This window comes from Actinomadura sp. KC06 (genome assembly GCF_004348735.1).
In the GTDB taxonomy this organism is placed as follows: Bacteria; Actinomycetota; Actinomycetes; order Streptosporangiales; family Streptosporangiaceae; genus Spirillospora.
In genome coordinates this window covers 26,178-50,086 of the sequence record NZ_SMKT01000053.1, presented here as the reverse complement: position 1 = coordinate 50,086, position 23,909 = coordinate 26,178, and the positions used below count along the sequence as shown (strand labels likewise).

The window sequence follows — 23,909 nt, the reverse complement described above, 5'->3', positions numbered from 1 at the left end:
GGGTGGGCAAGTCGCGGCTGGTCGGGGTGGCGGCGGCCGCGTCCCGGCTGGGTGGCGTGTTCGTCGACCTGGTTCCGGTGCGGGACGGGTTCGTCGAGCATGCCGTGGCGGCCGCGCTGGGCGTGACCGAGCGGCCGCAGACCGAGCTGCACGCGGTGATCGCCGAGCGGCTGGGGCGGAGCCGGACGCTGATCGTCCTCGACAACTGCGAGCACCTGCTGGACGCGGTCGCCGGGTTCGCCGACCGGACCCTGGCGGCATGTCCCGGCGCCCGGATCCTGGCCACCAGCCGGGAGCGGCTCGGCGTCCCGGGGGAGCGGGTCGTGCGGGTGGGGCCGCTGCCGCTGTCGTCGCACGCGGAGGCGCTGTTCGCCGACCGGGCCCTGGCCGCCGACCCCGAGTTCGCGGCGGAGCCCGGCGCGGTGGCGGAGATCTGCGCGCGGCTGGACGGCATGCCGTTGGCGATCGAGCTGGCGGCCGCTCGCAGCGCGGCGTTGGGCGCGTCCGGTGTGCTGGCGGCGCTGGACGATCGGCTTCGCCTCCTCGCGGGTGGGCGCGGGGCGGACGAACGGCATCGCTCGCTCCGCGCCGTCCTGGCGTGGAGCCACGATCTTCTGGACGAGGAGGAGCGCCGCCTGTTCCGGCGGCTGGCGGTGTTCGCGGGCGGGTTCGACCTGGACGCGGTCCTCGCCGTGACCCCGGGGACGACGGCGGGCGCGGCGGCCGATGTGCTGGGCCGTCTTGTCGACAAGAGCCTGGTCGTCAGGGCGGGGCAGGGGCGCTGGCGGCTGCTGGAGACCGTCCGGGCGTTCGCCGGTGAGCAGCTCGCGCTGGGCGGTGAGGAGGCCGCCTTGCGGGATCTGCATCTGGCGTGGGCCGCCAAGGTCGCGGCCGGGCTGGTCGCCGACGACCGGGAGTTCGACGTCGTCGCGGACGATCTGCGCGCGGCGCTCGCCGCTGCCCCCGCGGACGCCGGTGACGTGGCGCACGGGCTCGCCCGGTCGCTGGGACGCCTCGCCTACACGCGACGGTTCGCGCGCGAGGCGTACGGCCATTTCCTGGAGGCGTCCGAGCGGGCGGGGTCGCCCGGGGAGGCGTCCAGGGACCTCAAGAGCGCGGCCGACTGCACGCACGTCCTCCCGACCGGCGGGCACCGGCATCTCGAACTGCTGCGCTCGGCGGCCGACCAGGCACGGGACGCCGCGGACGGCGACGCGGAGGCCGTCCTCCTCGCGACGGCGGTCGTCACGACGGCGCGCAATCCCGGCTGGGGCCTGATCCCGCACGAGGAGCTGCGGCGGCTGCTGGAGCGCGCGGAGGACGCCGGTGATCCCGATGATCCGGTCGTCGCGGGGTGGCTCGCCGCCGCCCGCGCCTGGACGGCCTCGGCAGAGCCGTACAGCACCGATCCCGTCCGGGCGGAGGAGGCCGTGGCGGCGGCGCGTGCGGCCGGTGACCCGGTGCTGCTCAGCGCGGGCCTCGACGCGACGGTCTGCGCCGCGCTGCGCGAGGGCCGCCTGCGGGACGCGCACCGGATCGGCATGTCCCGGCTGGACCTGCTGGACGCCCTGCCCCGCGACGACCCGGCCAGCGCGGTCGAGATCGTCGACATCGTGCACGTGGCGGTGAACTGCGCGACCGCCGCCGGGGACCTGCCCGCGGCGCTCGCCGTCGCGCGGCGGGCGCTGGCGGACGACCTGCTCGAAGACCAGTACTACCTGTCGTCCAACACGATCATCCTGCCGCTGGCGCTGAGCGGCGAGTTCGACGAGGCGCTGCGGCACGCCGACGAGGCGTGGGAGAGCTGGGTGCGGACGGGACGGCTGGAGAGCGGGTTCATGCTCCCGGTCGCGGTCGGTCCCGCGCTCGTCCACGGCCTGCGCGGTGATCGCGGACGGTACCTGGAGTGGCGGGCCCGCACGCCCGGCACGCCGACCGGGCAGGTGTTCGACCTTCCGACGCTGGCCGGATTCGTCGACGCGCTGATCGCCGTCCACACCGGGCGGTCCGACTCGGCGGCGGAGCTGGTCGCCGGGCTCTTCTCGGACGCGACGAACCCGATGTACGCCGGGTACTCCCACGCGGCCGGCGCTGAGCTCGCCGTCGTGGCGGGCCTTCCGGACGCGGCGGCACGGATCGCCGCCGCCGAGGACGCCGCCGCCGAGAACGCGTGGGGTGCCGCCTGCCTGACCCGCGCCAGAGGACGCCTGCACGACGATCCGGGCGAACTGGCCGCCGCCGTCGAGGGGTGGGAGCGCATCGGCGCCCGTTTCGAGCGAGCGTCCACGCTGCTGCTCCTTCCCGAGCGGGCGGACGAGGGCCGCGCTGAGCTGGCGGCGCTGACGAAATGCGAATAGCGCACCTCGAATTGAGAGGTGCGCTATTCGCAGGGGAGTCGTCAGGCGGAGAAGAATTCGCCGACCGCCGTCCCGATGGAGGCGGAGTCGACCTGGCCGTGCGCTTGACCTTCCAGCCATTCGAGCTGTGCGCCGGAGAGCTGTTCTGTCACCGCCTGCGCCGCGTCCCGCATCCGGTCGGAGCTGGCCGAACCCGCCAGCACCAGTGTCGGGACGGAGACCGCCGACAGCCGCTCCGGGACGGGCCCCGCGCCCACAACGGCCGCCTCATACGCGAGGGTGTGCGCGACGCTTTCGATGTGAGCCCAGAATGGCTGGGCCTTCATTCCCTCCACCGCCTCCGGCGGCATCTCGGCGCCCTTGGTGAGGAACAGCTCGACCGCGTCCCCGCGCCGTCCCTGCTCGGCGAGCGCGGCGAGTTCCTCGGCGGACGGCAGCGAGCGGTCAGGCGCGGTCACGTACGGGGGCTCGAAGACGGCCAGCTTCGTGATCGGGGCACCGGCCGCCGCGGCCTCCAGCGCCAGCGCGCCGCCCGACGAACCCCCGAACACCATCGCCGTCCCGCCCGCCGCGTCGATCAGCGCGGTCAGGTCCTCGATCTCCCGCTGGACGGCGTAGGGCGCGGTGTCGCCGCTGTCGCCGCGCCCCCGCCGGTCGTAGTTGTAGACCGTGTACTCCGAGGCCAGCGCCTCCGCGATCCCGGTCATGATCGGGTCGTTGCGGCTGGAGAACGCGCCCTGAACGAGGATGACCGCGGGCCCTGCGCCGACGCGGTCATAGGCGATGGACGTCCCGTCCGCCGAGGTCGCCGTGCGGTGCCGCGGCCGGTAGGTGAGCAGGACGATCCCGTCATCGCCGACCGGCCTCGCCTCGGCCAGCCGCAGCGCCGCCTCCTCCGCGCTCTCCGCGAACAGCCGCTGCCCGCCGCCCAGGACGATCGGGTAGACCATCAGCCGGTACTCGTCCACGAGGTCGCGCGCGGCCAGCGCCTGGACGAGCCGGCCGCTCCCGTTGACCAGGATGTCCTCGCCCGGCTGCCGCTTCAGCTCGGCGACGTCGTCCAGTGTGATGACGGTCGTGTTGTCCCATTCGGGGTTCTCCAGCGTGCTGGACACGACGTACTTGGGCATTTCGTTCATCTTGTCGGCGAACTCGCCGGTCTGCTGGGGCCAGGCCTGTGCGAAGCCGTCGTAGGTCGTCCGTCCCAGGAGCAGGGCGCCCGCGGTGCGGACCTCCTCGGCCTTGACGGCGTCGCCCTCGTCGCCGCGGTCGAACCGGAAGGCCCAGCCCAGCTCGCCGGGCTTCTCGATGACGCCGTCCAGGGTGATGAACTCGGAGACGATGATCTTCCTCATGGTCGTTCCCTTTCTCAGTTGATCTTTCGGGGGGAGGGAGGAGGTCAGGCGGTGCAGAGCTGGTCGCTCTCGGCGCGCGCCCGCCGGCGTGCGCCGCCCGTGCCGACGAGAAGGGGCAGCAGCATCAGGGCGGCCGTCAGGCCGAAGGCCGCCGGGTATCCGGTGTGGACGGCGGCGAACCCGAATCCGGTGGCGCCGACGCCGATGCCCACGTCGTAGGCGACGTTCCACAGGGCGCTGACCGTCCCGTAGGAGGAGGACGGGACGCGGTCGAGCATCACGGCCATGCTGGCGTTGCCGGTGAGACCGAACCCGACGCCGAACAGCACCATCCCGGCCAGTACCGCGGCCGGGCTGGACACCAGCATCAGCAGCGCGATGCCGCTCGCCGAGATCACCAGCCCCGGGACGAGCTGCCGCGACGCCCCGTAGCGGTCGCCGTTGCGTCCCGCCCACCAGCGGGTGCAGGTGGCCGCGAGGTTGTGCGCCAGCAGCGCCCAGGCGGACACCGCGCCGCCGGCCAGCGGCAGGAAGGTGGCGGTGATCCCCGTCGCCACGGTCGTGGCGGCGAAGAACAGCGACGGGACGAGCAGCTCACGCCTCCGCGCGGCGGCGACGAGGCCGAGCGGCTCCTCGGGCTCGGGGCGCCGTCCCGGCAGATCCCTCACCGCCGCGAGCCCGGCCAGCGCGGACACGCCGGCCAGCACGAACACCGCCTCGTAGCCGACCAGGTCACCCAGCCACAGGCCCGCCGGAAGCGCGAGCATGGCCGGGACGCCGCAGGCGATCCCGTACACGCCCAGCCCCTCGCCGCGCCGCTCCGCCGGGACGGTCGAGGCCACCAGCGCCCCGCCCAGTACCACCGCCACCGCGAACCCGGCGCCCCGCACCAGGCAGGCCGTCAGGATCATCGCCATGCCGCCCGAGGCCGCCAGCGCCAGCGCCGGGATCCCGAGGAGCGCCAGCCCGGCGCCGAACACCTTCCGGTACCCGAACCGGGCCGTCAGCCGCGGGACGGCCAGCTCGGCGGCCACGGTCGCGAGCATCATCGCGCCCGTGGTCAGCCCGGCGCCCACCCCGCCAGCCCCGGTCGCGTCCGCGTACCGGGGGAGCGCGGAGAACAGCAGGTAGAAGCTAGTGGACGAGCCCACAGCGGCCACGAGCACCAGCGCGAACGCCCGGCTCATCAACCGCGGCCGCGCCGCCCCGTCCGTCGTGCTCCGCGCCGTCGTGGTGGTGGTCATCGGGTCCTCCTCAGCAGGTGTCCAACTGCTGAGAAGCGTCGCGTCCGGGACCACTGACCCACATCCGTGCCCACCACGGATCCACCACCGAGTCCCCTGAACCGCGGTGGGACGGTCGCGGGGCTACGTGGGGCGCTGCTGGCCGTAGACGTGGACGGTCTGGCCCCGGTATTCGGTGTCGTACAGGTAGCGGTGGCCGATGCGTTCGGCCACGGCGATGGAGCGGGCGTTGCCGGGCAGGATCAGCGAGATGACCTTCTCGGCCGCCAGCTCGTTGAAGCAGAACGCCAGGGCCGCGCGACCGGCCTCGGACGCGTACCCCTTCCCCCAATGGAGGCGGGAGAGGCACCAGCCCACCCCGAGGCCGGGGAAGCCGTGCGGTTGCCAGGGCCCGGCACGTCCGACGAAGCTTCCCGTCGCCTTTTCGACCACGGCCCAGTGGGAGTAGCCGCGGATCTCCCGATGGCCGATGAACGTGGCGAGGCTGCGCCAGGCGTCCGCCCGGCCGGTGCCCACGCTCTCCGCGAGGCCCGAGGCCACGTCCGGGTCGGCCAGCATTTCCGCGTAGTCGTCGAAGTCCTCGCCTGTCAGAGGCCGCAGGACGAGCCGTTCCGTCTCCAGCACCATCATGATTCACAGTGTGCCGTCCCCGGCAAGAGGGACGCGCTTTCTCATCCGGCCGAGGGACGACGCCGCGCGGTCATCTCCGTAGCGTGCGGAGGCATGAAAATGACCCGCTGCTCTCCGGGGTTGGGAATGGTCGCGATCACGCTGGCCGCGATGGGCGTCGTTAGCGCGTGCGGCGGCGGAGGCGCCGCCGGTATCGGCCTGCAAGGGGCGGATCAGGATGTGCGTGAGCGCATGGATCCGTCCATCCAGAGTTTTCTGGCAGGGGCTCTGCCGAAGGGGCCGGGCGGGACGGTCGTCGCCGCTCATAACGGACGGCTGGTGCACTGCGGCGGCTTCGGCTTCGCCGACCGGGAGAGGAAGATCCCGGCGCGCTGCGACACCGTCTACGACGTCATGTCCATCACCAAGCAGTTCACCGCCGCCGCCATCATGAAGCTGGAAATGGCGGGCAAGCTGCAGGTAACCGACCGCCTCAGCAAATTCCTAGGCCCGATACCCGCGGACAAGCGCGAGATCACCCTGCACCACCTCCTCACGCACACCGCAGGATTGGACGACGAAGAAATCGGCGGGGACGACTACGAACCGGTCTCGCGCGACGGCATGCTCAGAGCCGCGCTGAAATCCAAACTGCAGTCGGCTCCAGGCGCCGAGTTCCACTACTCCAACGTGGGATACAGCGTCCTGGCGGCGATCGTCGAGAAGGTCTCGGGCGTCGGCTACGAACGCTACCTGCGCGAGCATCTGTTCGCGCCGTCGGGAATGGCGCGGACCGGCTACGTCCTGCCCCGATGGGAACGCGACCAGGTCGCGGTGGAGTACGACGAGCGCGGCACGCCGCAGGGGCGGCCGTACGAGCACCCGTGGGCCGCCGACGGACCCTACTGGTATCTGCGCGGCAACGGCGGCCTGCTGTCCACGCCCCGCGACATGTTCCGCTGGCATCGCGCGCTGGAAGGCGACCGGATCCTTTCCGGACGCGCCAAACGCAAGATGTTCAAACCGCACGTCCTCGTCGGAGTGCGAAACGGCGACAAGTTCTACTACGGATACGGCTGGGGTGTCGTCCGCACCGGCGACGGCCGGCGTGTGCTCGAACACGACGGCGGCAACGACTGGTCGTTCGGGGAATTCGCCCGCTTCACCGACCACCGCGTGATGGTGTTCTGGATCACCAACCACGCCTACCGCGCCGGGAAATGGAACCTTGAGGAACAGAACACGGAACTGACCCTGGGAATCGAGAAACGCGCCCGCGACTGACCCGAGCCCGCATGTCAGCCGAAGACGGCTCGTTCCGCCTTCTGGAGAAGAGCGACGAACTCGTCGGCCTCCGCCGTGCCGAGAGCCGCGAAAGCGGGGGCCATCAGGTCGTCGGTGAGCCGTTCGGCGTCGTCGCGGAGGCGCTGTATTTCGTCCGTCACCTCGGGATACGGACGCGGCCAGCCGAAGTACTCGGCGTTCGGCTCGCCGTCGACAAGGATCGCCGAGTGACCGCTCAGCACCGCCTCCAGCGGGCTCAACCCGCTCACCAGGACCGCGACGATATGCAGCCCGCCGCGCAGTTCCCGGACGACGTGCGCGAGCTGGATCACCCTGGCCCGGTCGTCCTCGGGCAGCGGCATCGCCCGCCAGCCGGCGAAGAGCGGCGCGGCGACCACGGGCCCGCCGTCCACGACGCGCTGGAGCAGGTCGGCGAGCCGCGCCGATTCCGCGAAGTCGGCCAGCTTGCGGCGGCCGAAATCCTGCGCCACGGCCGCGTACCGGGTGGCGGCCGTCGCCGTAGGAAGACCGGCGCCCGCTCCCCACGCTTTCCGCACGGTCTCGACCGGGAAGAAACCGGCCGCAGCCGCGACGACGTCAGCGTCAACGTCCCCCAGGACACCGCAACGACCCCGGAAATACGGCGTCCAGCCGGTGAGTCCGGTCTCCGCCGAGAAGGCCTTCGCCTCCCGCGAGCGCATGAACGCCCCGCCCAGCCGCCCGATCGGCTCCGCCACCGCCGCCGCGATCTCGCGCATCCCAGCCGTCCCCTCGCCGAAAATCGAACCAAATTCTACAGTTCGGTGCGCGAAGGCCCGGGACCGGGGGTCAGGGCTTGCGGGCGACGCCGCCCGCGCCGGGCACAGCCGGTGGTTCCTCCCAAGGGCTCGGCTCGGGCCGCCACCGCGACACCAGGACGACGCCCGGCTCCAGCACCTCCAGGCCGTCGAGATAGCGGGCGATCTGCTCGACGCTGCGCGGCGCGTAAGGCACCGCGCCGCTGCTCGCGTTGTACCGGCCGATGGCCTCCAGATACGCCGGGTCGGTGTCCGTGCCGTCGTAGACGGCGAGATGACTGCCCGAAGGCAGCGCCGCCATCAGCCGGTCGACGATCGACCGCGCCTCGTCGTAGTCGCCGACCAGGCCGAGAATGCCCATGAGCATCAGCCCCACGGGCCGGCTGAAATCGAGGGTCTTGGACGCCTGCGCCAGGATGGCCTCCGGCTCGCGGACGTCCGCCTGAATGTAATCCGTCGCCCCTTCACGCGTGCTCCTGAGCAGCGCCTGGGCATGCACCAGAACCAGCGGGTCGTTGTCGACGTACACGACCCGGGATTCAGGCGCGATCCGCTGCGCCACCTCATGGGTGTTGTCCACGGTGGGCAGCCCGGTGCCGATGTCCAGGAATTGCCGGATGCCCGCCTCATCGGCCAGGTACCGGACGACCCGCGCCAGCATGTACCGGGAATGGCGCGTGAGGTCGACCATGCCGGGGAAGATCTCGCAGACCCTGTCGCCGGCCATCTGGTCGACGGGATAGTTGTCCTTGCCTCCCAGCAGGTAGTTCCAGACCCGCGCCGAATGCGGAACGGTCGTGTCGATCTCGGGATGTGTGCTCACGGCGGCTCTCCCTGATCCCCGGGGCGGTCGCGACCGATGCTGTCAGGCGGAGCGCCCCCGTCACCAGGCCCGCGGCCTATCGGTACGGTCTCGGCATGGAGGTCGCCGAGTTCGATCTGAAGGTGGACGGCGGTCGCACCCTGCACGTCTACGACACAGGCGGCGCAGGCCGGCTGCCCGTCTTCTGGCACCACGGGACGCCGAACATCGGTGCGCCGCCCCGCCCTCTCTTCCCGGCCGCCGCGCGACAGGCGATCCGCTGGGTGTCTCATGACCGTCCCGGATATGGCGGTTCCAGCCCGCTTCCGGGACGGGACGTGGCGTCGTCCGCCACCGACGTCTCCGCCGTCGCCGACGCGCTCGGCATCGACCGGTTCGCGGTGATGGGGCACTCCGGAGGCGGGCCGCACGCCCTGGCCTGCGGTGCGCTGCTGTCCGACCGCGTCCTCGCGGTGGTCAGCGTCGCCGCCCTGGCTCCGTTCGACGCCGAAGGGCTCGACTGGTTCGCCGGAATGGGCGCGTCCAGCGAGGCGTCGCTGCGCGCTGCCGTCACAGGACGCGCAGCGAAAGAGGACTACGAGGCCAGCGCCGAACACGACCCGGACATGTTCACCCCGGCCGATCACGCCGCGCTCGCGGATGAATGGTCATGGTTCGAGGACGTGGTCGGCCCGGCAGTAGAGAACGGCACCGGAGGGCTGGTCGACGACGACCTCGCATATGTCGCGCCGTGGGGATTCGCCCCGTCCAGGATCACCGCGCCGCTCCTCGTCCTCCATGGCGAGCAGGACCGGATCGTGCCCGCCTCCCATGCCCGATGGCTCGCCCGGCACTGCTCCAGCGCCGACCTGCGCCTCTCCGCTGACGACGGACACATCTCCATCCTCAACTCCGCCCCATCAACCCTGACCTGGCTCCGCACCCACGCCGGATAGCCCCGCATCCGCCTACCGCGGGTCGCGGGCCCTTCAAGATCGCGTTGATGTCACATCCTTTGGCAGCCCGACCGTCTTTGTTGGTGTTGGTTCGAGGGAGTGGAGGAGACATGGGAACACCGATTCTGGTTACTGGTGGGACGGGCACGCTTGGGCGGCAGGTCGTGCCGCTGCTGCGGGACGCGGGGCGTGAGGTGCGGGTGCTCAGCCGCCGCGCCCGCGAGCCGCAGGACGGCGTCGAGTACGTGGTCGGCGACGTGCTCAAGGACGAAGGCGTCGAGGCCGCGCTGGACGGCATCGAGACCGTCCTGCATCTCGCGGGCGGCTACAAGGGCGACGACGTGGCGACGCGCAACCTGGCGCAGGCGGCGGCGCGGGCCGGTGTGCGGCATCTGGTGCTGATCTCCGTCATCGGGGCGGACCGCATGCCGCAGCGGTTCCTCAAGATGCAGCTTGACGCGGAGCGAGCCGTCATCGACTCGGGCGTGCCGTGGACGACGCTGCGCGCCGCCCAGTTCCACGACCTGGTCCTGAAGCTGGTGCGGATGATGGCGAAGTCGCCGGTGGTCCCGGCCCCGCGCGGGCTGCGGCTCCAGCCGGTCGACCCCCGCGACGTCGCGGAGCTGGCGCTCGGCGAGCCCGCCGGGCTGGTCCCCGACCTGGCCGGGCCCGAGGTGTACGAGCTGAGCGAGCTGACCCGCGGATACCTGCGGGCGCGCGGGAAGCGCCGTCCCATGCTGCCGTTCCGGATCCCGGGAAAGTCGGGCCGCGCCTACCGCGACGGCGACAACTTGACTCTCGAAGGCGCCACCCTGGGCTCCCGGACCTGGGAGGCGTTCCTGGCCGAGCGGGTCGGGCAGGCGGGGGAGCAGAAGGCGAATGGTCGTGTTGCGCCTGGCTCCGCCTGAAGTGGTGCCCGGAAATCCGGTCGAGGACTGTCGTTGACGCGTTTTACAGTGCCCGTGTGAGGGATCTTGCGGTCGACGCGGCGGTGACGGGCGGGAACGGGCGCTACGAGGCCGAGCTGGTGCCCGATTGGTCTGCGTGGGGCCCGGTCGGCGGTTACGTGGCCGCCATTCTCGCGCGGGCGGCGCTGGCGCACGGATCGCTTCCGCGGGTGGCGTCGCTGTCCTGCCATTTCCTGTCGGTGGGACGGTTCGCGCCCGTCGACGTGGAAGTGACGACTCTGCGCCGGTCGAAACGAGCCGAGTCGGTGCGGTGCTCCATGCGGCAGGACGGGACGGCCGTCGCGGACGCCCTGATCTGGCTCGCCTCCGACCACCTGGACGGATTGCGCCACGACGCCGCGGCGATGCCGGACGTGCCCGCGCCGGAAGAACTCCGCTCGTTCGCCGAGCTGATCCCCGATCCGGATCCTCCGATGCCGCCGATGTGGAACAGCATCGAGGGCAAGCCCCTTGTCTGGCATGACGATGTGGGAAGCCGTCCGCTCGGGGAGCCGTATTACGGAGCGTGGTACCGATTTCCCGGGCACACCACCGATGACATGGCGCGCCAGCTCGTCATCCTGGACACGATCGCCTGGAGCGCGGTGTGGCACGCGCACCCGCCGGACAGCGGATTCATCGCCCCGAACCTCGACCTGAACGTGCAGTTCCACCGTCCCGCGCCGGAGTCGGAATGGCTGTTCGGGGAGGGCACCGCGGAGGTGGCGGAGAACGGGCTCATCGGCTTCCGCAACCGGATCTGGTCGGACGAGCGGGAACTGCTCGCCTCGGCGTCCGGGCAGCTGATCTGCCGCCCGGACCGGACGACTCCGCGCTGAACCCCTCGGCGGTCAAGAAAGGCTCAGGCGGTCTCCGTGCGGAGCATCCGCAGGAACGCCTTGATCCCGGCGATGACCTCCTGGTTGTCGGTGAGCCGCGTCACGGTGTCCTCGAATTGGCGGCCTATCGCGTCCAGCCGCCGGTCCAGTTCACCGGCGCGCTGCGCGGTGGTGACGGAAAGGTCCGCGATGCTCCGTTCCGCCGCGAGGTCCGCCGAATGGAGCTGCTCGGTCGTGGCCCGCAGATTCTCCGCCTGGGCTTCCAGGAACTCGACCCGTTCGGTGAGGCCGAGGACGTCGTCGCGCGGGTAGCGCACTTCCTTCAGCATCGTGCTGAGCCGCCGGCGCAGATGGGCGAACCATGCGCCGGCAGGCCGGAACGACGTGCTGACCAGGTAGAACGCGGCGAAGTAGTAGCCGATGTCGGCGCCGGAGAAATAGGTGACGGCGGCGACGAGAGCGGCGGAAAGGACGTGCGCCCCGACCGCCGCCGCCTTCATCCGCGCGGCGATCCGGCGGGCCTCGTCGCCGCTGCCGGCGGGAACGTCCAATCCCCGTTCTTTGCTGACGCGGATCTCCTCAAGAAGGCCGACAGCCTGGAAATACACGTTCCACGGGACGGTCAGCAGCAGGACGAGCCACGCCAGGCACAGCGCACCCGCCCCCACGGAAAGCGCCACCGACAGCGAGATGTCCTTGACGAAGAGCAGGACGACCGCCGAGACGACGGCGACCAGAATGGCGAGCGACAGAAGGTTCTTGGACACGTCCAGGCTCCTGAAATGGCGAACGTCGCGGAACGTGCTGGAGACCACCACGGTCGCTCGATCAGAGGCTCGCGGCATCCGCGCGCCTACTCAATTGCCGATTGAGTAGGCGTCCGCTCAGGGAAGGCTGGATTCGATCTGCCTGCGCAGGACCTTCCCCGTCGCGTTCCGGGGAAGCGGATCGGTCGTGATGTGCCAGCGGGACGGGACCTTGAAGTACGCGAGCCGCTCGCGGGCGTAGGCCGCCAGTTCCTCCGGTGCCGGCGGAGCGTCCGCGACCACGACGACCGCCGCGACCTCCTGCCCGAGGTCCGGGTGCGCGACGCCGACGACGATGCACTCCCGCACCCCCGGATGCTCGGCCAGGACGTTCTCGATCTCGGCCGGGTAGACGTTCTCGCCGCCGCGGATGATCAGGTCGGAGCGGCGGGTGGTGAGCCGGAGCCTGCCCTGCTCGTCGAGCATCCCGATGTCGCCCGTGTGCAGCCAGCGGTCAGCGTCGATGGCCCGCGCGGTCGCGTCCGGGTCGCGCCAGTACCCGACCATGTTGTAGGCGCTGCGCGTGCACACCTCGCCCTCGACGCCCACCGGGACCGGCTTGTCGTCCGGGTCGCGGATCTCCAGCTGGACGCCGAGGGTCGGGCGGCCCAGCGTCCCGGGCGACTCGGCGAGATCGGCGGGCGTCGCGACGGAAATGCCGGTGCACGACTCGGTGAGCCCGTAGCTGTCGACCAGCGCGTTCTTCGCCGGGGGGAACACCGCGCGCAGCCGCTCCTTGAACGCGGGCGAGGACGGCGCCGTGGCCAGGGCGAACGCCGTCAGGGACGACACGTCGTACCGGGACAGGTCGCCGTGCTCGACCAGGCGGTGCGCCATCGTCGGGACGGCGCCCCAGTTCGTCACCCGCTCCCGCTCGATCAGGCTCAGCACCTTGTCCACGTCGAAACCGCCCTCGTGCATGATCACGGCGGTGCCGGTGGCGAGGCGCGGGACGGCCAGGTTGTGCAGGCACGCGATGTGGAACAGCGGCAGCGCCAGCAGGTAGCGGCGGGACGACGGGTCGACCGGGTCGCCGAACGCCCGCATCATCGCGTCGTTGAACCGGTGGTACTCGATCACCGAGGTCAGGTTGCGGTGCGAGTGGACGGCTCCCTTCGGACGTCCCGACGTGCCGCTCGTGTACAGGATGACCGCCGGGTCGTCCTCCGCGACGGGCGGGACGTCCAGGTCCGCGCCGGGATAGCGGGAGGTCAGGGACGGCACGTCCTCCTCGACCGTCAGGACGGCGGCGACCGAGTTCCCGGGAGGCGTCAGCGCCGCGCGCTTCGCGTCCGCGATGACCAGCTTCGGCTCGGTGTGGCCGAGGGCGTGCTCCACCTCCCGCGGCGCCCACCAGGCGTTGTAGCCGACCGCGACGCCGCCCGCCGCGATCGCCGCCCAGAACGAGATGATCCACTCGGGGCTGTTGGCCGCGTTGATCGCGATGCGGTCGCCGGGGCGGACGCCCAGGTCGTCCCGCAGCGCCTTCGCCATCGACGCGACGGCCGCCGCGTGCTCGGCGAACGTCAGCCGCCGTGACGCGGTGACGATGTAGTCGCGGTCGCCGTAGGCGGACGAGCGGGCGAGGACCTCGCCGAGACCGCGGGCCCGGTTCGCGAAGACCGGCAGCCGCGCGCCGAGCACGTCCTCGTCCCGAAGCTCGAACTCGCCGCCGGGCCCGGTCAGCTCCCGGACGATCTCCATAGGACTGGACACCCGCATCCTCCTCCTCGCCGACGGCTCATTGTCGGCCTCCGCGTCCGGGCTTCACCAGGGCTTTCCGCTCAGCGGGACGGCCGTCGGCGGCTTTTCCCGAACCCGTTCCCGGTGAGCGGGACTGGGGCTATGGCGTGGGCCGGGTCACATCACGATGACCCCACCAGGACTGAGCAGACCCGGACCGACAGGCGCGAACCGTCGGACCGAGGGCTGGGCGCGCAAGCAGGACTGAGTAGGAGAAGCCATGGGAAGCCTCAGCGGCAAGGTCGCGATCGTGACCGGTGCCGGCCAGGGCGTCGGGCAGGGCATCGCGCTCGCGCTGGCGTCGGAGGGCGCGGCGATCGCGGCACTCGGCCGGACGAGGGCCACGCTCGACGCGACATGCGAGCAAGCCCGCGCGAGGTCCGCGAAAGCGGACGCGTTCGTCTGCGATGTCGCCGACACCGACGCCATTCCCGGTGTCGTCGACGCGGTCGCGGAATCGTTCGGCGCCATCGACATCCTCGTCAACAACGCCTATTCGGGCGCCTACGGCCCGCTGCTGTCGATGAGCGACGCCAAATTCCAAAAGGGCTTCATCACCGGCCCGTTCGCCGCGTTCGCGTTCATGAAGGCGTGCCACCCGCACATGAAGGCGCGCGGCGGCGGCAGCATCGTCAACCTGGTCACGTCCGCGATGGTCCGCTGGGACCCGGCCACCTACGGCGCCTACGCGGCGGCGAAGCAGGCGCTGCGGTCGCTGACCCGGACGGCCGCCGCCGAATGGGGACCGGACGGGATCCGCGCCAACAACATCGCCCCGCACGCCCTCTCACCAGGGCTGAAGTGGTGGGCGGAGCAGAACCCCGAGGCGGCCGAGGAGTTCCGGAAGACGATTCCGCTCGGCTATGTCGGCGACTGCGAGGAGGACATCGGCCGGGCCGTCGTGGCGATCGTCCAGCCCGCCATGCGCTATCTCACCGGGGCGACGGTGCCTCTCGACGGCGGCCAGGCCAATTTCGGCTGACCGACCCGGCCCATCCGCCTTCCCCGGCGCAGGGGTTCCCCGGCCGTGCGCACCCGCGTACCGCCGTGCCGCAGACCATCGCCCCCCCGCCGCACCACCCCGACTCACGAAGGAGTACGACCGGATGAAGGTCGACAAGATCGGGCGTCTCGCCGCAGGCGCCCTGGCGGTCGCGCTGGTGACCGCGTCCTGTGCCAGCGATCGCTCGGGCACCGACGGCATCTCGGACGGGAACGGCGGGAACGGCTCGGACGGCGGCGGCAAGACCACGGCGAGCAAGACGTTCGGGACGATGCCGTCCCCCTGCGGCCCCGGCGACGCCAAGGGCAAGACCGACCAGGGCGTCACCGACGACCAGATCGCGATCGGCTTCGGCGACGATCGCGGCTTCGCGTCCGCGCCCGGCCTGTCCAAGGAGATGGGCGACGCGATCGGCGCGATGATCGACTGGTGCAACGAGCAGGGCGGCATCAACGGCCGCAAGCTCAAGGGCAACCAGTACGACGCCGCGATGACTCAGTCGGTGAAGGTCGTGCAGGAGTCCTGCAAGCAGGACTTCATGCTCGTCGGGCAGGGCTTCGCGCTGGACGACGCCGCCGAGCAGTATCGGGTCGGGTGCAAGCTGCCGACCGTCGCCGGATTCACCGTCGGGCCGAACGCCGCGATGGGCCCGATGAAGTACGAGGCCGTCCCGTACCCGGTGGACCTGATGAACATCGGCGCGCTCCGCATCGCCGAGAAGCAGTTCCCCGATTTCAAGGGCAAGACGGACATCCTGCTGTCCACGTCGCCGGCCGTCACCCACGGCACGAACAAGATCGCCGGGGCGATGAAGGGCATCGGGATCACGCCGATGGAATGCGGCGTCCGGCTGAACGACAAGGGCGAGAGCAGCTACATGCCGTTCGCCGAGAAGATCAAGGACTGCGGCGTCAAGTACCTGTGGACGTCCGACTCGCCCGACCCGGGCCAGTTCAGCTTCCTGGAGTCGATCGACCGCGCTGGCGCCAAGCCGACCTACGTGTTCGAGGCGACCTGGTACAGCACGTTCGTCTCCAAGTGGAACGCCTCCGGCGCCGGGAACAACCTGCACGTCGGGATGATCTTCCAGCCGCTGGAGAACGCCGCGAAGGTTCCGGCCGTCAAGCAGTACACCGACATCGTCGGCGCCAAGAAGGGCAAGGTCGCGCTGCTGGGCATGCAGGCCACGTCGTCCTTCCTCCTGTGGGCGCAGTCCGCGCAGAAGTGCGGCTCCGACCTGACCCGGCAGTGCGTGATCAACGAGCTGTCCAAGGTGCACGAGTGGACGGGCGGCGGCCTGCACGCGCCCACCGACCCGGGCAACAACAAGCCCGCGTCCTGCTCGCTGATGGTGAAGCTCAACGGCACCAAGTACGAGCAGGCATTCCCCAAGAACGTCGGGGAGTTCGAGTGCGGCGGCGACTTCGTCGTCAAGACCGACCCGAAGACCTGGGGGACGACGCTCAACGCGGACCGCACGTCCACCAAGTTCCTGACCGGCGACGTCATCAAGCCGCAGGCCGGCTGATCCGGAGATCGCATGACGACGTTCCTGACCTACACGATCCTCGGGCTCGTCCTGGGGTCGGTGTACTCCATCGCGGCCTCGGGGCTCGTGCTGACGTACAACACGTCCGGGATATTCAACTTCGCGCACGGCGCCCAGGCGATGTTCGGCACGTTCCTGTACTGGCACGTCACCGAGCGGTGGGGCTGGCCGGTGTGGCTCGCGCTGATCGTCGTGGTCGGGCTCGCCGGCCCCGCGATGGGCGCCGCGCTGCACGCCGTGATCATGAAGGGGCTGCGCGGCACCGCCGACGTCACGAAGATCATCGTGACGGTGGCGGTGCTGCTCGGCACCGTCTACCTGGCGCAGTGGATCTGGAACCCGGACGAGGCGCACACCGTCGACATGTTCTTCGGCTCCGGCTCGAAGATCACGGTCGGCGGGGTGGTGGTCCGGTACCACGAGATCGTCTGCCTGGTCGCCGCCGTCGTCATCGCGGTCGGGCTGCGCGTGCTGTTCACCCGCAGCCGGACGGGCGTCGTCATGCGCGGATCCGTCGACGACCCCGACCTGCTGCGGCTGAACGGCCACGACCCCGAGCGGGCGGCGATGCTGTCGTGGGCGCTCGGCTCGACGCTCGCCGTCCTCGCCGGGGTCCTGATCGTGCCGATCAGCGGCGGCGGCCTGGACGCGAACGCCCTCACCCTCCTGGTGATCGACGCGTTCGCCGCCGCGATGTTCGGACGCCTGCGCAGCATCCCCCGCACGTTCGTCGGCGCGATGGTGCTCGGCCTCGCCGCCAACTACGTGCTCGCCTACCTGCCGTCCGCGGGCACGTTCACCGGCAACCTGCGCGTCTCGCTGCCGATGATCATCCTGTTCGTGGTGCTGGTGCTGCTGCCCCAGGACCGCCTCCGCGGCGCCGCGATCCGGACCCGCGAGCGGTACCGTCCGCCGACCGTCCGCGCCGCGACCGTGTGGGGCGTCACGCTCGTCGCGATCGTGTACCTGTACAGCCTGCTGCTGTCGGACGCGGGCGTCACCACGTTCGCGCTCGGCATGAGCTTCGCGATCATCGCGCTGTCGCTGACCGTCCTGACCGGCTACGCGGGCGAGCTGAACCTCGCGCCGCTGGCGTTCGGCGCGGTCGCGACGGTCGTCGCGTTCCACTTCGGCGTGCGGGGGAGCGGGCTCGGCGCGCACCTGAACGTCCAGGGCCTGCTGCTCGCTGTCGCGGCGGCGGCGCTGGTCGGCGGCCTGGTCGCGCTGCCCGCACTACGGCTCCGCGGCCTCTACCTGGCCCTCGCGACGATGGCGTTCGGCGAATTCCTGTCGAACATGGTGCTGCGCGACACCACCCAGCACGAATGGTTCGGGGTGAAGTTCACGCTGTTCCCGGACGGCTCGCTCATCGTCCCGCCTCTCAAGATCGGGCCGCTCGACCTCCGGGACGGGACCACCTCGCTCATGACCGCCACCGTCCTGTTCGCGCTGATCGCCGTCGGGCTCGCCGCGCTCCGCGGCGGCGGATACGGTCGGCGGCTCGCCGCGATGAAGGACAGCCCGGCGGCGGCCGCGATGCTCGGGCAGGACCTCGTCCGGCTGAAGCTGAGCGTCTTCATGATCTCCGCGGCGATCGCCGGGCTCGGCGGGGTGCTGATGTCGTCCGCGACGGGGACGGTCGCGCAGGAGAACTTCTCCTTCGTCGGCAGCCTGGCCCTGCTCATGCTCGTCGTCGTCGCCGGGATCGGCTACATCAGCGGCGCGCTGTTCGGCGGCCTGATGGCGGGCGTCGGGTCCGCCGTCCTGGTGTCGACGTTCAGCGACCTGGCGCTGGAGAGCGAGGGCCTGTCGAACATCTACGGCGCGCTCGGCCATCTCGTCCTCGTCGGGACGGCGCTGGTCGGGATGGGCGTCGGACGGAACCCGAGCGGCTTCGTCCACGACATCGTCGAGGGCTACCGCACGCTGCGCGGTTCGAGGCCCGTCCTGCTGGGGGCCGGCGCGTTCGGCGCGGCCCTGTACGTCCTGGCGCTCACCGGCGTGATCGGGGCCTGGACGTTCTCGCTGATCGCCCTCTGCACGATCATGCTGCTGCCCCTCTTCGGCCGCGAGCGGCGGGCCCGCCCGACACCGCTGGAACTGATCGGCGTGGACGAGCCCTACACCGACGAGCTCCGCACTCGGCTAGACCGTGACCTCGGCCTGAAGGAAGGTGCCCATGTCCCTGCTTGAAACACGGGGCATCACCGTCCGGTTCGGCGGCAACACCGCCGTGGACGACGTCGGCCTCACCATCGGCAAAGGACAGATCACCGGGCTGATAGGCCCGAACGGCGCGGGCAAGACCACGCTGTTCAACACCATCACCGGCCTGCAGAAACCTGCGTCCGGCCAGGTCCTGCTGGACGGCGACGACATCACGAAGCTGTCCCCGGCCCGCCGGGCCCGGCGCGGCATGGCCCGGACGTTCCAGCGCCTGGAACTGTTCCTGTCACTGTCGGTTCGCGACAACATCCGCGTGGCAGGCGACATCCAGCACAGCTCCACCCGTGATCAGGACACGGACAAGATCCTCGAACGCACGGGCCTCACCGACATCGCCGACCGCGACGTCTCCGACATCCCCATCGGACGGGCCCGCGTCGTGGAGGTGGCCCGCGCGCTGATGACCTCACCGCGCGTCCTGCTCCTGGACGAGCCCGCGTCCGGCCAGACCGACCGCGAGACGGACGCGTTCGCCGAGATGCTCACCGGCCTGGCCGCCGAGGGCCTCGCGATCTGCCTGGTCGAGCACGACCTGCCGCTCGTCATGCGCCTCTGCGCGACCATCCACGTCCTCGACTACGGCGCGCTGATCGCGTCCGGCACCCCGGCGGAGATCAAGGAGTCACCCGAGGTCATAGCCGCCTACATCGGCACGGAGGCAGCCGGATGACGGAACCCATGCTCGAACTGGCAGGCATCCGTGCGGGCTACGGCGCGATCGAGGTACTCCACGGCGTAGACCTGACCCTCCGGCCCGGCTCGCTCCTCGCACTGCTAGGCCCGAACGGCGGCGGCAAATCCACCACAATGCGAGTCTGCGCGGGCCTGCATGCCCCGTCCGGCGGAGAACTGCGCTTCGCGGGACGCAAGGTGAACGGCATCTCCGCCCAGGACGCCGCCCGCCTAGGCGTGTGCTCCATCCCCGAGGGCCGCGGGATCTTCCCGAACCTGACCGTCCGGGAGAACCTGTGGGCCGCGACCGGCACCGGCGCCCGCCTGGAGGACCTGGAGGAGAAGGCGTACGCCCGCTTCCCCATCCTCGGTGAACGCCGCCGCCAGCTCGCCGGCTCACTCTCGGGCGGCGAGCAGCAGATGCTCGCCCTGTCCCGCGCCCTCGGCGCCGACCCGGCGGTGCTCCTGCTCGACGAGCTGTCCATGGGCCTCGCACCCATGATCGTCACCCGGATGTACGAGACGGTCGCCGAACTGGTCGAAGGCGGCCTGTCGGTGCTCGTCGCGGAGCAGTTCGCCCGAGCCGTCCTGCCGATCGCCGACACCGCCGCCCTGATGCTGAACGGCCGCATCGTCGCGGCCGGAACCCCCGACGAGATCGAAGACCGGTTGTCCAGCGACTACCTGGGAGGTTGACCCATGCTCACCGAAGAACGGCGCCAGCAGTTCAAGGACGACGTCGCACGCCAGAAACTCAAGACAGACCAGTCGAGATACGACGGCGTCCTCCGGATCGCCGGGGCATTGGCGATGGTCATCGGGGTCGTCGGCACGTTCATCGCCTACAACGTTTCCCTGACCAAGGACGACCTCCGCGACGTCGGCTCACTCCAGACCCTCGCCGTCGGCTTTTTGGCAGTAACCGTCCTAGGCGCGGCCCTTTACCTGGCCGCCGCCGTAACCCGCGTTCTACGCCTATGGCTCCTTCGCCAACTAATCGAATCCCAGTCCCAAACCGACCAGATAGCCGAGGCCCTGAAGAACGAGCAGTAGCGGGGAGCAGCGGCTTCTGGACGGTGCCGCTCAATGGCACGTCTGGTCGCTGCCGACGACGGCCAGGAACACGATCACACCACCGGCGAGCCACTGGCTGTAGGACGGCCAGCAACCGGTCTCGATCGCCTTCAACGCCCGCGCCGCCCGGTCCTCGCTGCTCACCCATTCGGGGACCGGGGTCATCGCCTTCTCCCGCGCCCGGTCCCACTCGCCGATCAGCCAGTCCCGCGCGGCCTGCGGGCCAGCGTGGACGGCCGCAATGAACCGTGGCGACTTGATCAGCCAATCGACCGTCCGCACCGGCGGCCGGTCGGGGCTGTTCAGATCAAGCGTGTCGCTCTTTCCAAGCCGCTCCCACTCCTGCCCGCTGCCCGACCACTTGTAGCAGTGGTAATGCGTGGACCGGACGGCCGCAGGTCTGGCCGCGTCAGGGGCGATCCGGTGCGCCACGGCGTGCGCTACTTCCCGCCCATGTTGTTGCACTCCGGCGGGCAGCACGGCGACCGCTCACCGTGCCAGAACTCCACGTCCACCCGATACCCGGTCGACTCCAACCGCGGAATCGTGACCTCAAGCGCCTCGCCATTCAGCATGGCCTCGTTCTGGTAGGGCACGTGGTGGATGTACTCGCCCGCGTGCTCCTGGCAGAACGCCTCGTAGGCCTGCGACCGCAGGATGAAGGCGTGCCACGCCGGATCCACAGGCGAGGTCGGGACGATCCGCTCCCAGTGCCGTCCCTCCAGGCGAGCCCGGACGACCTCCGCCTGCGCCTTGAGGAACACGAGTGCCTGTCCCATCATCCGCTCTGCGTAGCCACGGGTGACGTGGTGGTAGCGCCGCAGGTCCTCGACCAGTAGGTCCCATACCTCGGGCGGGACGAGCTCACGTGGGTCCTTGGCAGCCTGCGCCGCCCGATTCAAGGCGATGGTCATCGTTGCCTCCCGGTGGCTTTCGCATCTGTGCCGTCGAAACAGAGCGTCCACCTGGCGTTACGCTCCAGGCCAGGAGTGTGACCGAGTGTTACGTGCGAATCAGTCCAGCGTGCTGATCGTCGAGGCGATCAAGGCTCGCGCGGCTCCACCGATCACGGCCATCTCAGCAAGCTCCTCGAACGCCTTCGCATAGATCGCGATCTCCCCTGGCGCGGTCACCGTTATGAGCGCCGAGGGAAGTTCCACCTGGACGTTCTCGGCGTCGAACATGGTGAAGTTCGGGCGCGGTGTGATGGTGCGCGTCGTGGCGAAAGGGATGATGCCGAGCGAAACCGACGGCAGTTGCATGACGGCCATTAGGTGGCCGAGCTGATCGGCCATGACCTCGGCGCTGCCGAGCCGGTATCGCAGCACGCTCTCTTCGATCAGGAAAGCCAAGCGGTGGTCTCCCTCGGTGAGGACCCGTTGCCAGGCCAGGCGGACTGCGACCGCGGCCTCAACGTCATCCGGGAGTTCGCGGAACCGCTGGACCGATCCGAGGAGCGCGCGGGTGTAGTCGGCGGTCTGGAGCAGGCCGGGCATGACCTGGGAGCAATAGGCGCGCAGGTGTCGGCACTCGTCGAACTCCGCCCGTGCCGTCTCCTGAAGACGTTTGAGGCCGGTGCGCTGGAGCCGTTTCCATTCGATGTAGCCGCCCTGGACGTCGCGAAGTCGGGCTATGAGGTCCTCGGCCTCGTCGGCGGCGTGACAGATGCGGCACCAGGTGCGAATGTCGTTAGGGGAGGGCGGGCGTGCGGCGTGCTCGATCTGGGAGACCTTCGTGCGGTGCCACCCGGCTTCGGCAGCCAGTGCCTTTCCGGTCAATTCGGTTTCAACCCGGATTTCGCGCAGGCGTGCGGCCAGCTCTTCGCGTGCGGCCTGGACCGAAGAAGACGGTGAGATGGACATCGGTTGTGACTGACAGCTTCACCGCGGCTCAAAGTCAGCATGATCGACGGCCCGTGCCCACACGGCCTCGAACGCGTCGACGCACAGCTTGATCACCGCCGGGTTCTCACTGAATTCGTCATCGAGGGGGTGGCCGTCCCCTGAGAAGTGATGGAACCGCACCAGCCGGTCGTCGAATACCCAGAAGTCGTTGCCGGGCAGCGCCAGGTCAGAGGCGCGGCACCGGGACAGCCATCGGACCCGTTCCCCGGCCGGAAGGTTGTGCCGGCCGGTCACAGCGTGCTCGAAGCGGATGTACTCGGTGACCGGTTCTGACACCAGCCGGGCCCGGCGGACGGTCACGCCACGAGCGATCGCGGAGCGGATGAGGTCGAACCAGGGGGTGCCCGCGCCGAATCCTTCGAGGGCGCCGGTTTCCCGCCACGCGAGGAATTTGGGGTCGTCCGGAGTGTAGGTGTCCCGCATCTCCAGGTGGATCGCGGAGAGCTTCGTGGACGCGAGTAGTTCAGCGAAGGTCGGTGCGTTCCCCGACATCAGGTACCTCCAGGGCCTTCGTGATGATCTCCCGCATCCGGGCCGGGAGCCGCACCACGGTCTCGTAGTCCGCGACCGGGGTGCGCTCGGCCACCTTGGCGAGCGTGTCGGGATCAGTCACCGTCCACCCGACGAGAACGAAGTCGCCGGTGTCGGTATCCAAGAACACCGCCGGGCACTTGTCCTCATTGGTTTCAGGGTCGATGCCGATGCACAGTAGCGCCATAGTGCCCTCCACGATCGGTGGTGTGCCCGAGAGCGACACGTCCTCCGACCCTCACCCGGGCCGTCCGGCCCGTCAAGAAGTTCGCCGGCCCGCCGACGCGAGGTTCACGGCGGTCATATCCCGAACTCCTCAAGTGCCCGGCGGGGAGAGCCCGTTCCGGACTGCTCGCGGTCAGTCCACTGGGATGACGTAGGCCAACTCGTAGCGGTCGACCGGGACGATGATGTCGGCGGTTTCGACGGGGTGGTCGCCGGAGTAGGTCCGCTGGATCACCATGACGATGGAGCCCATCGGCTCGCCGAGCACGTCGGCCTCGTCGGCGAGGATCGCCCGAGCCGTGACGACCTCTGACGCCAGCGTCACCGTCTGCTCGATCGCGCGCATCCTCGCCACCACGCCAGCGCCCGCGTACGGGCCCGACTCGGGCAGCATCACCGGCGTCCCGCGCGTCAGGGCGAGGGGCTCCCACGAGGTGGACAGCATGACGGGTTGCTCGTCGGCGAGAAAGGTGTACTGCGTCCGCATGACGGGATCGCCCTCGGCCACGCCAAGCCGTTCTGCGACGGCCGGTGTCGCGGTGGACGTCTCCGACGACGACCGCCATGTTCCGGCGCGACCCTGGGTCTCCATGTCCGCGCGGAACGGCGAGTCGGCACGGCCACGAGCCTCGCGGTACCAGCTTCGAGTCAGGCGCCTCACCGTCGGACGCTGCCTCACGTAGGTGCCCGACCCGGAGCGGGATTCGACATAGCCCTCGGACACGAGGAGCCGGACGGCCTCGACGGCGACGCGGTCGGAGACCCCGTGGTCGCGGGCGAGTTGGTGGCGGGACGGGACCCGGTCGCCCGGTCCGAGACGGCCGTCGACGATCTGCTGCCGCAGATCGTCGGCGATACGCAGGTAGGCGGGCTGTGTCACGGGCGTCTCCGGTGCGCTGGGTGCGATTCCTGTCCCCAAGCTTGACAACCTGAGTGCTCAGGTCGCAAGCTGAGTACTCAGCTTGCCGGGTCACTCAGTGTAAGAA

General features: G+C 70.3%; 24 protein-coding genes. 11 read left to right on the top strand and 13 right to left on the bottom strand.

The genetic code is table 11. The annotated features are described in order from the left end of the window. On the top strand, positions 1-2,357 hold a 2,357-nt coding region (locus tag E1287_RS43820), incomplete at its 5' end, for a hypothetical protein (RefSeq protein ID WP_165969084.1). A 41-nt stretch (positions 2,358-2,398) separates the two neighbouring features. Here E1287_RS43820 and E1287_RS45710 read toward each other — a convergent pair. The 3 genes from E1287_RS45710 to E1287_RS18805 all read right to left on the bottom strand — a co-directional run bounded on the left by E1287_RS45710 (position 2,399) and on the right by E1287_RS18805 (position 5,586). Next, positions 2,399-3,712 (bottom strand): alpha/beta fold hydrolase, encoded by a 1,314-nt coding sequence (locus E1287_RS45710; RefSeq protein WP_131966269.1) that lies wholly within the window; start codon positions 3,710-3,712, stop codon positions 2,399-2,401. A 44-nt stretch (positions 3,713-3,756) separates the two neighbouring features. Beyond that, positions 3,757-4,956: an MFS transporter gene (locus E1287_RS18810; RefSeq protein WP_131966268.1), complete on the bottom strand. Its 1,200-nt coding sequence runs from the start codon at positions 4,954-4,956 to the stop codon at positions 3,757-3,759. Positions 4,957-5,079: 123 nt separating this feature from the next. Further along, the gene (locus E1287_RS18805) at positions 5,080-5,586 is read right to left on the bottom strand and encodes a GNAT family N-acetyltransferase (RefSeq protein ID WP_131966267.1); all 507 of its coding nucleotides are present in this window, start codon (positions 5,584-5,586) and stop codon (positions 5,080-5,082) included. Between the two features lie 231 nt (positions 5,587-5,817). On the opposite strand from E1287_RS18805, the gene E1287_RS18800 reads away from it, so the two are divergent. Further along, on the top strand, positions 5,818-6,849 hold the full coding sequence (locus E1287_RS18800; protein ID WP_131966266.1) for a serine hydrolase domain-containing protein: 1,032 nt from the start codon (positions 5,818-5,820) through the stop codon (positions 6,847-6,849). 14 nt (positions 6,850-6,863) lie between these two features. On the opposite strand, the gene E1287_RS18795 is transcribed toward E1287_RS18800, so the two are convergent. Both E1287_RS18795 and E1287_RS18790 read right to left on the bottom strand, forming a co-directional pair. Beyond that, entirely contained in the window at positions 6,864-7,607 is a 744-nt protein-coding gene (locus E1287_RS18795) for a hypothetical protein (protein ID WP_131966265.1), read from the bottom strand. Between the two features lie 70 nt (positions 7,608-7,677). Continuing rightward, positions 7,678-8,469 (bottom strand): SAM-dependent methyltransferase, encoded by a 792-nt coding sequence (locus E1287_RS18790; RefSeq protein WP_131966264.1) that lies wholly within the window; start codon positions 8,467-8,469, stop codon positions 7,678-7,680. Positions 8,470-8,564: 95 nt separating this feature from the next. On the opposite strand from E1287_RS18790, the gene E1287_RS18785 reads away from it, so the two are divergent. The 3 genes from E1287_RS18785 (at position 8,565) to E1287_RS18775 (ending at position 11,190) form a co-directional block, all read left to right on the top strand. Then, positions 8,565-9,404: an alpha/beta fold hydrolase gene (locus tag E1287_RS18785; protein ID WP_131966263.1), complete on the top strand. Its 840-nt coding sequence runs from the start codon at positions 8,565-8,567 to the stop codon at positions 9,402-9,404. Between the two features lie 110 nt (positions 9,405-9,514). Continuing rightward, the gene (locus E1287_RS18780; RefSeq protein WP_131966262.1) at positions 9,515-10,312 is read left to right on the top strand and encodes an NAD(P)H-binding protein; all 798 of its coding nucleotides are present in this window, start codon (positions 9,515-9,517) and stop codon (positions 10,310-10,312) included. Between the two features lie 56 nt (positions 10,313-10,368). After that, positions 10,369-11,190 carry a thioesterase family protein gene (locus tag E1287_RS18775; protein ID WP_165969083.1) on the top strand — a complete coding sequence of 274 codons (822 nt, stop codon included), beginning with the start codon at positions 10,369-10,371 and terminating at the stop codon, positions 11,188-11,190. Positions 11,191-11,213: 23 nt separating this feature from the next. On the opposite strand, the gene E1287_RS18770 is transcribed toward E1287_RS18775, so the two are convergent. Together E1287_RS18770 and E1287_RS18765 are read right to left on the bottom strand one after the other, a co-directional pair. Continuing rightward, positions 11,214-11,957 carry a hypothetical protein gene (locus E1287_RS18770; RefSeq protein WP_131966261.1) on the bottom strand — a complete coding sequence of 248 codons (744 nt, stop codon included), beginning with the start codon at positions 11,955-11,957 and terminating at the stop codon, positions 11,214-11,216. A gap of 117 nt (positions 11,958-12,074) precedes the next feature. Next, on the bottom strand, positions 12,075-13,712 hold the full coding sequence (locus E1287_RS18765; protein WP_243719176.1) for a class I adenylate-forming enzyme family protein: 1,638 nt from the start codon (positions 13,710-13,712) through the stop codon (positions 12,075-12,077). Positions 13,713-13,959: 247 nt separating this feature from the next. Here E1287_RS18765 and E1287_RS18760 point away from each other — a divergent pair, with 247 nt between their 5' ends. The 6 genes from E1287_RS18760 to E1287_RS18735 all read left to right on the top strand — a co-directional run bounded on the left by E1287_RS18760 (position 13,960) and on the right by E1287_RS18735 (position 20,242). Next, positions 13,960-14,721: an SDR family oxidoreductase gene (locus E1287_RS18760; protein ID WP_131966259.1), complete on the top strand. Its 762-nt coding sequence runs from the start codon at positions 13,960-13,962 to the stop codon at positions 14,719-14,721. A gap of 124 nt (positions 14,722-14,845) precedes the next feature. Further along, positions 14,846-16,270: an ABC transporter substrate-binding protein gene (locus tag E1287_RS18755; protein WP_131966258.1), complete on the top strand. Its 1,425-nt coding sequence runs from the start codon at positions 14,846-14,848 to the stop codon at positions 16,268-16,270. Positions 16,271-16,282: 12 nt separating this feature from the next. After that, on the top strand, positions 16,283-18,484 hold the full coding sequence (locus tag E1287_RS18750) for an ABC transporter permease (RefSeq protein ID WP_131966257.1): 2,202 nt from the start codon (positions 16,283-16,285) through the stop codon (positions 18,482-18,484). Then, a complete protein-coding gene (locus E1287_RS18745) occupies positions 18,471-19,187 on the top strand; it encodes an ABC transporter ATP-binding protein (RefSeq protein ID WP_131966256.1) in 717 nt (238 codons plus the stop codon). Before E1287_RS18750 ends, E1287_RS18745 begins: the two co-directional genes overlap by 14 nt. Beyond that, the gene (locus tag E1287_RS18740; protein WP_131966255.1) at positions 19,184-19,885 is read left to right on the top strand and encodes an ABC transporter ATP-binding protein; all 702 of its coding nucleotides are present in this window, start codon (positions 19,184-19,186) and stop codon (positions 19,883-19,885) included. Before E1287_RS18745 ends, E1287_RS18740 begins: the two co-directional genes overlap by 4 nt. A gap of 3 nt (positions 19,886-19,888) precedes the next feature. Then, positions 19,889-20,242: a hypothetical protein gene (locus tag E1287_RS18735; RefSeq protein WP_131966254.1), complete on the top strand. Its 354-nt coding sequence runs from the start codon at positions 19,889-19,891 to the stop codon at positions 20,240-20,242. A gap of 30 nt (positions 20,243-20,272) precedes the next feature. Here E1287_RS18735 and E1287_RS18730 read toward each other — a convergent pair whose 3' ends face one another. The 6 genes from E1287_RS18730 to E1287_RS18705 all read right to left on the bottom strand — a co-directional run bounded on the left by E1287_RS18730 (position 20,273) and on the right by E1287_RS18705 (position 23,803). After that, the gene (locus E1287_RS18730) at positions 20,273-20,695 is read right to left on the bottom strand and encodes a hypothetical protein (RefSeq protein WP_131966253.1); all 423 of its coding nucleotides are present in this window, start codon (positions 20,693-20,695) and stop codon (positions 20,273-20,275) included. A gap of 8 nt (positions 20,696-20,703) precedes the next feature. Further along, positions 20,704-21,177 (bottom strand): hypothetical protein, encoded by a 474-nt coding sequence (locus E1287_RS18725; RefSeq protein WP_131966252.1) that lies wholly within the window; start codon positions 21,175-21,177, stop codon positions 20,704-20,706. Positions 21,178-21,276: 99 nt separating this feature from the next. Next, positions 21,277-22,125, bottom strand: coding sequence for a helix-turn-helix transcriptional regulator (locus E1287_RS18720; RefSeq protein ID WP_131966251.1), 849 nt, complete (start codon positions 22,123-22,125; stop codon positions 21,277-21,279). 18 nt (positions 22,126-22,143) lie between these two features. After that, positions 22,144-22,659 (bottom strand): DUF6879 family protein, encoded by a 516-nt coding sequence (locus tag E1287_RS18715; RefSeq protein ID WP_131966250.1) that lies wholly within the window; start codon positions 22,657-22,659, stop codon positions 22,144-22,146. Then, positions 22,631-22,885, bottom strand: a complete 255-nt coding sequence (locus E1287_RS18710) for a hypothetical protein (protein WP_131966249.1) — start codon at positions 22,883-22,885, stop codon at positions 22,631-22,633. The genes E1287_RS18715 and E1287_RS18710 overlap by 29 nt, the downstream gene beginning before the upstream one ends. A 171-nt stretch (positions 22,886-23,056) precedes the next feature. After that, complete coding sequence (locus E1287_RS18705; RefSeq protein WP_131966248.1) at positions 23,057-23,803, bottom strand: GntR family transcriptional regulator; 747 nt, start codon at positions 23,801-23,803, stop codon at positions 23,057-23,059. Positions 23,804-23,909 lie beyond the last annotated feature (106 nt).

Coding starts and splice junctions, on each gene's coding strand:
- E1287_RS45710 (WP_131966269.1), bottom strand. CDS start 3,712: ATGAGGAAGATCATCGTCTCCGAGTTCATCACCCTGGACGGCGTCATC.
- E1287_RS18810 (WP_131966268.1), bottom strand. CDS start 4,956: ATGACCACCACCACGACGGCGCGGAGCACGACGGACGGGGCGGCGCGG.
- E1287_RS18805 (WP_131966267.1), bottom strand. CDS start 5,586: ATGATGGTGCTGGAGACGGAACGGCTCGTCCTGCGGCCTCTGACAGGC.
- E1287_RS18800 (WP_131966266.1), top strand. CDS start 5,818: ATGGATCCGTCCATCCAGAGTTTTCTGGCAGGGGCTCTGCCGAAGGGG.
- E1287_RS18795 (WP_131966265.1), bottom strand. CDS start 7,607: ATGCGCGAGATCGCGGCGGCGGTGGCGGAGCCGATCGGGCGGCTGGGC.
- E1287_RS18785 (WP_131966263.1), top strand. CDS start 8,565: ATGGAGGTCGCCGAGTTCGATCTGAAGGTGGACGGCGGTCGCACCCTG.
- E1287_RS18780 (WP_131966262.1), top strand. CDS start 9,515: ATGGGAACACCGATTCTGGTTACTGGTGGGACGGGCACGCTTGGGCGG.
- E1287_RS18760 (WP_131966259.1), top strand. CDS start 13,960: ATGGGAAGCCTCAGCGGCAAGGTCGCGATCGTGACCGGTGCCGGCCAG.
- E1287_RS18755 (WP_131966258.1), top strand. CDS start 14,846: ATGAAGGTCGACAAGATCGGGCGTCTCGCCGCAGGCGCCCTGGCGGTC.
- E1287_RS18750 (WP_131966257.1), top strand. CDS start 16,283: ATGACGACGTTCCTGACCTACACGATCCTCGGGCTCGTCCTGGGGTCG.
- E1287_RS18745 (WP_131966256.1), top strand. CDS start 18,471: ATGTCCCTGCTTGAAACACGGGGCATCACCGTCCGGTTCGGCGGCAAC.
- E1287_RS18740 (WP_131966255.1), top strand. CDS start 19,184: ATGACGGAACCCATGCTCGAACTGGCAGGCATCCGTGCGGGCTACGGC.
- E1287_RS18735 (WP_131966254.1), top strand. CDS start 19,889: ATGCTCACCGAAGAACGGCGCCAGCAGTTCAAGGACGACGTCGCACGC.
- E1287_RS18725 (WP_131966252.1), bottom strand. CDS start 21,177: ATGACCATCGCCTTGAATCGGGCGGCGCAGGCTGCCAAGGACCCACGT.
- E1287_RS18720 (WP_131966251.1), bottom strand. CDS start 22,125: ATGTCCATCTCACCGTCTTCTTCGGTCCAGGCCGCACGCGAAGAGCTG.
- E1287_RS18715 (WP_131966250.1), bottom strand. CDS start 22,659: ATGTCGGGGAACGCACCGACCTTCGCTGAACTACTCGCGTCCACGAAG.
- E1287_RS18710 (WP_131966249.1), bottom strand. CDS start 22,885: ATGGCGCTACTGTGCATCGGCATCGACCCTGAAACCAATGAGGACAAG.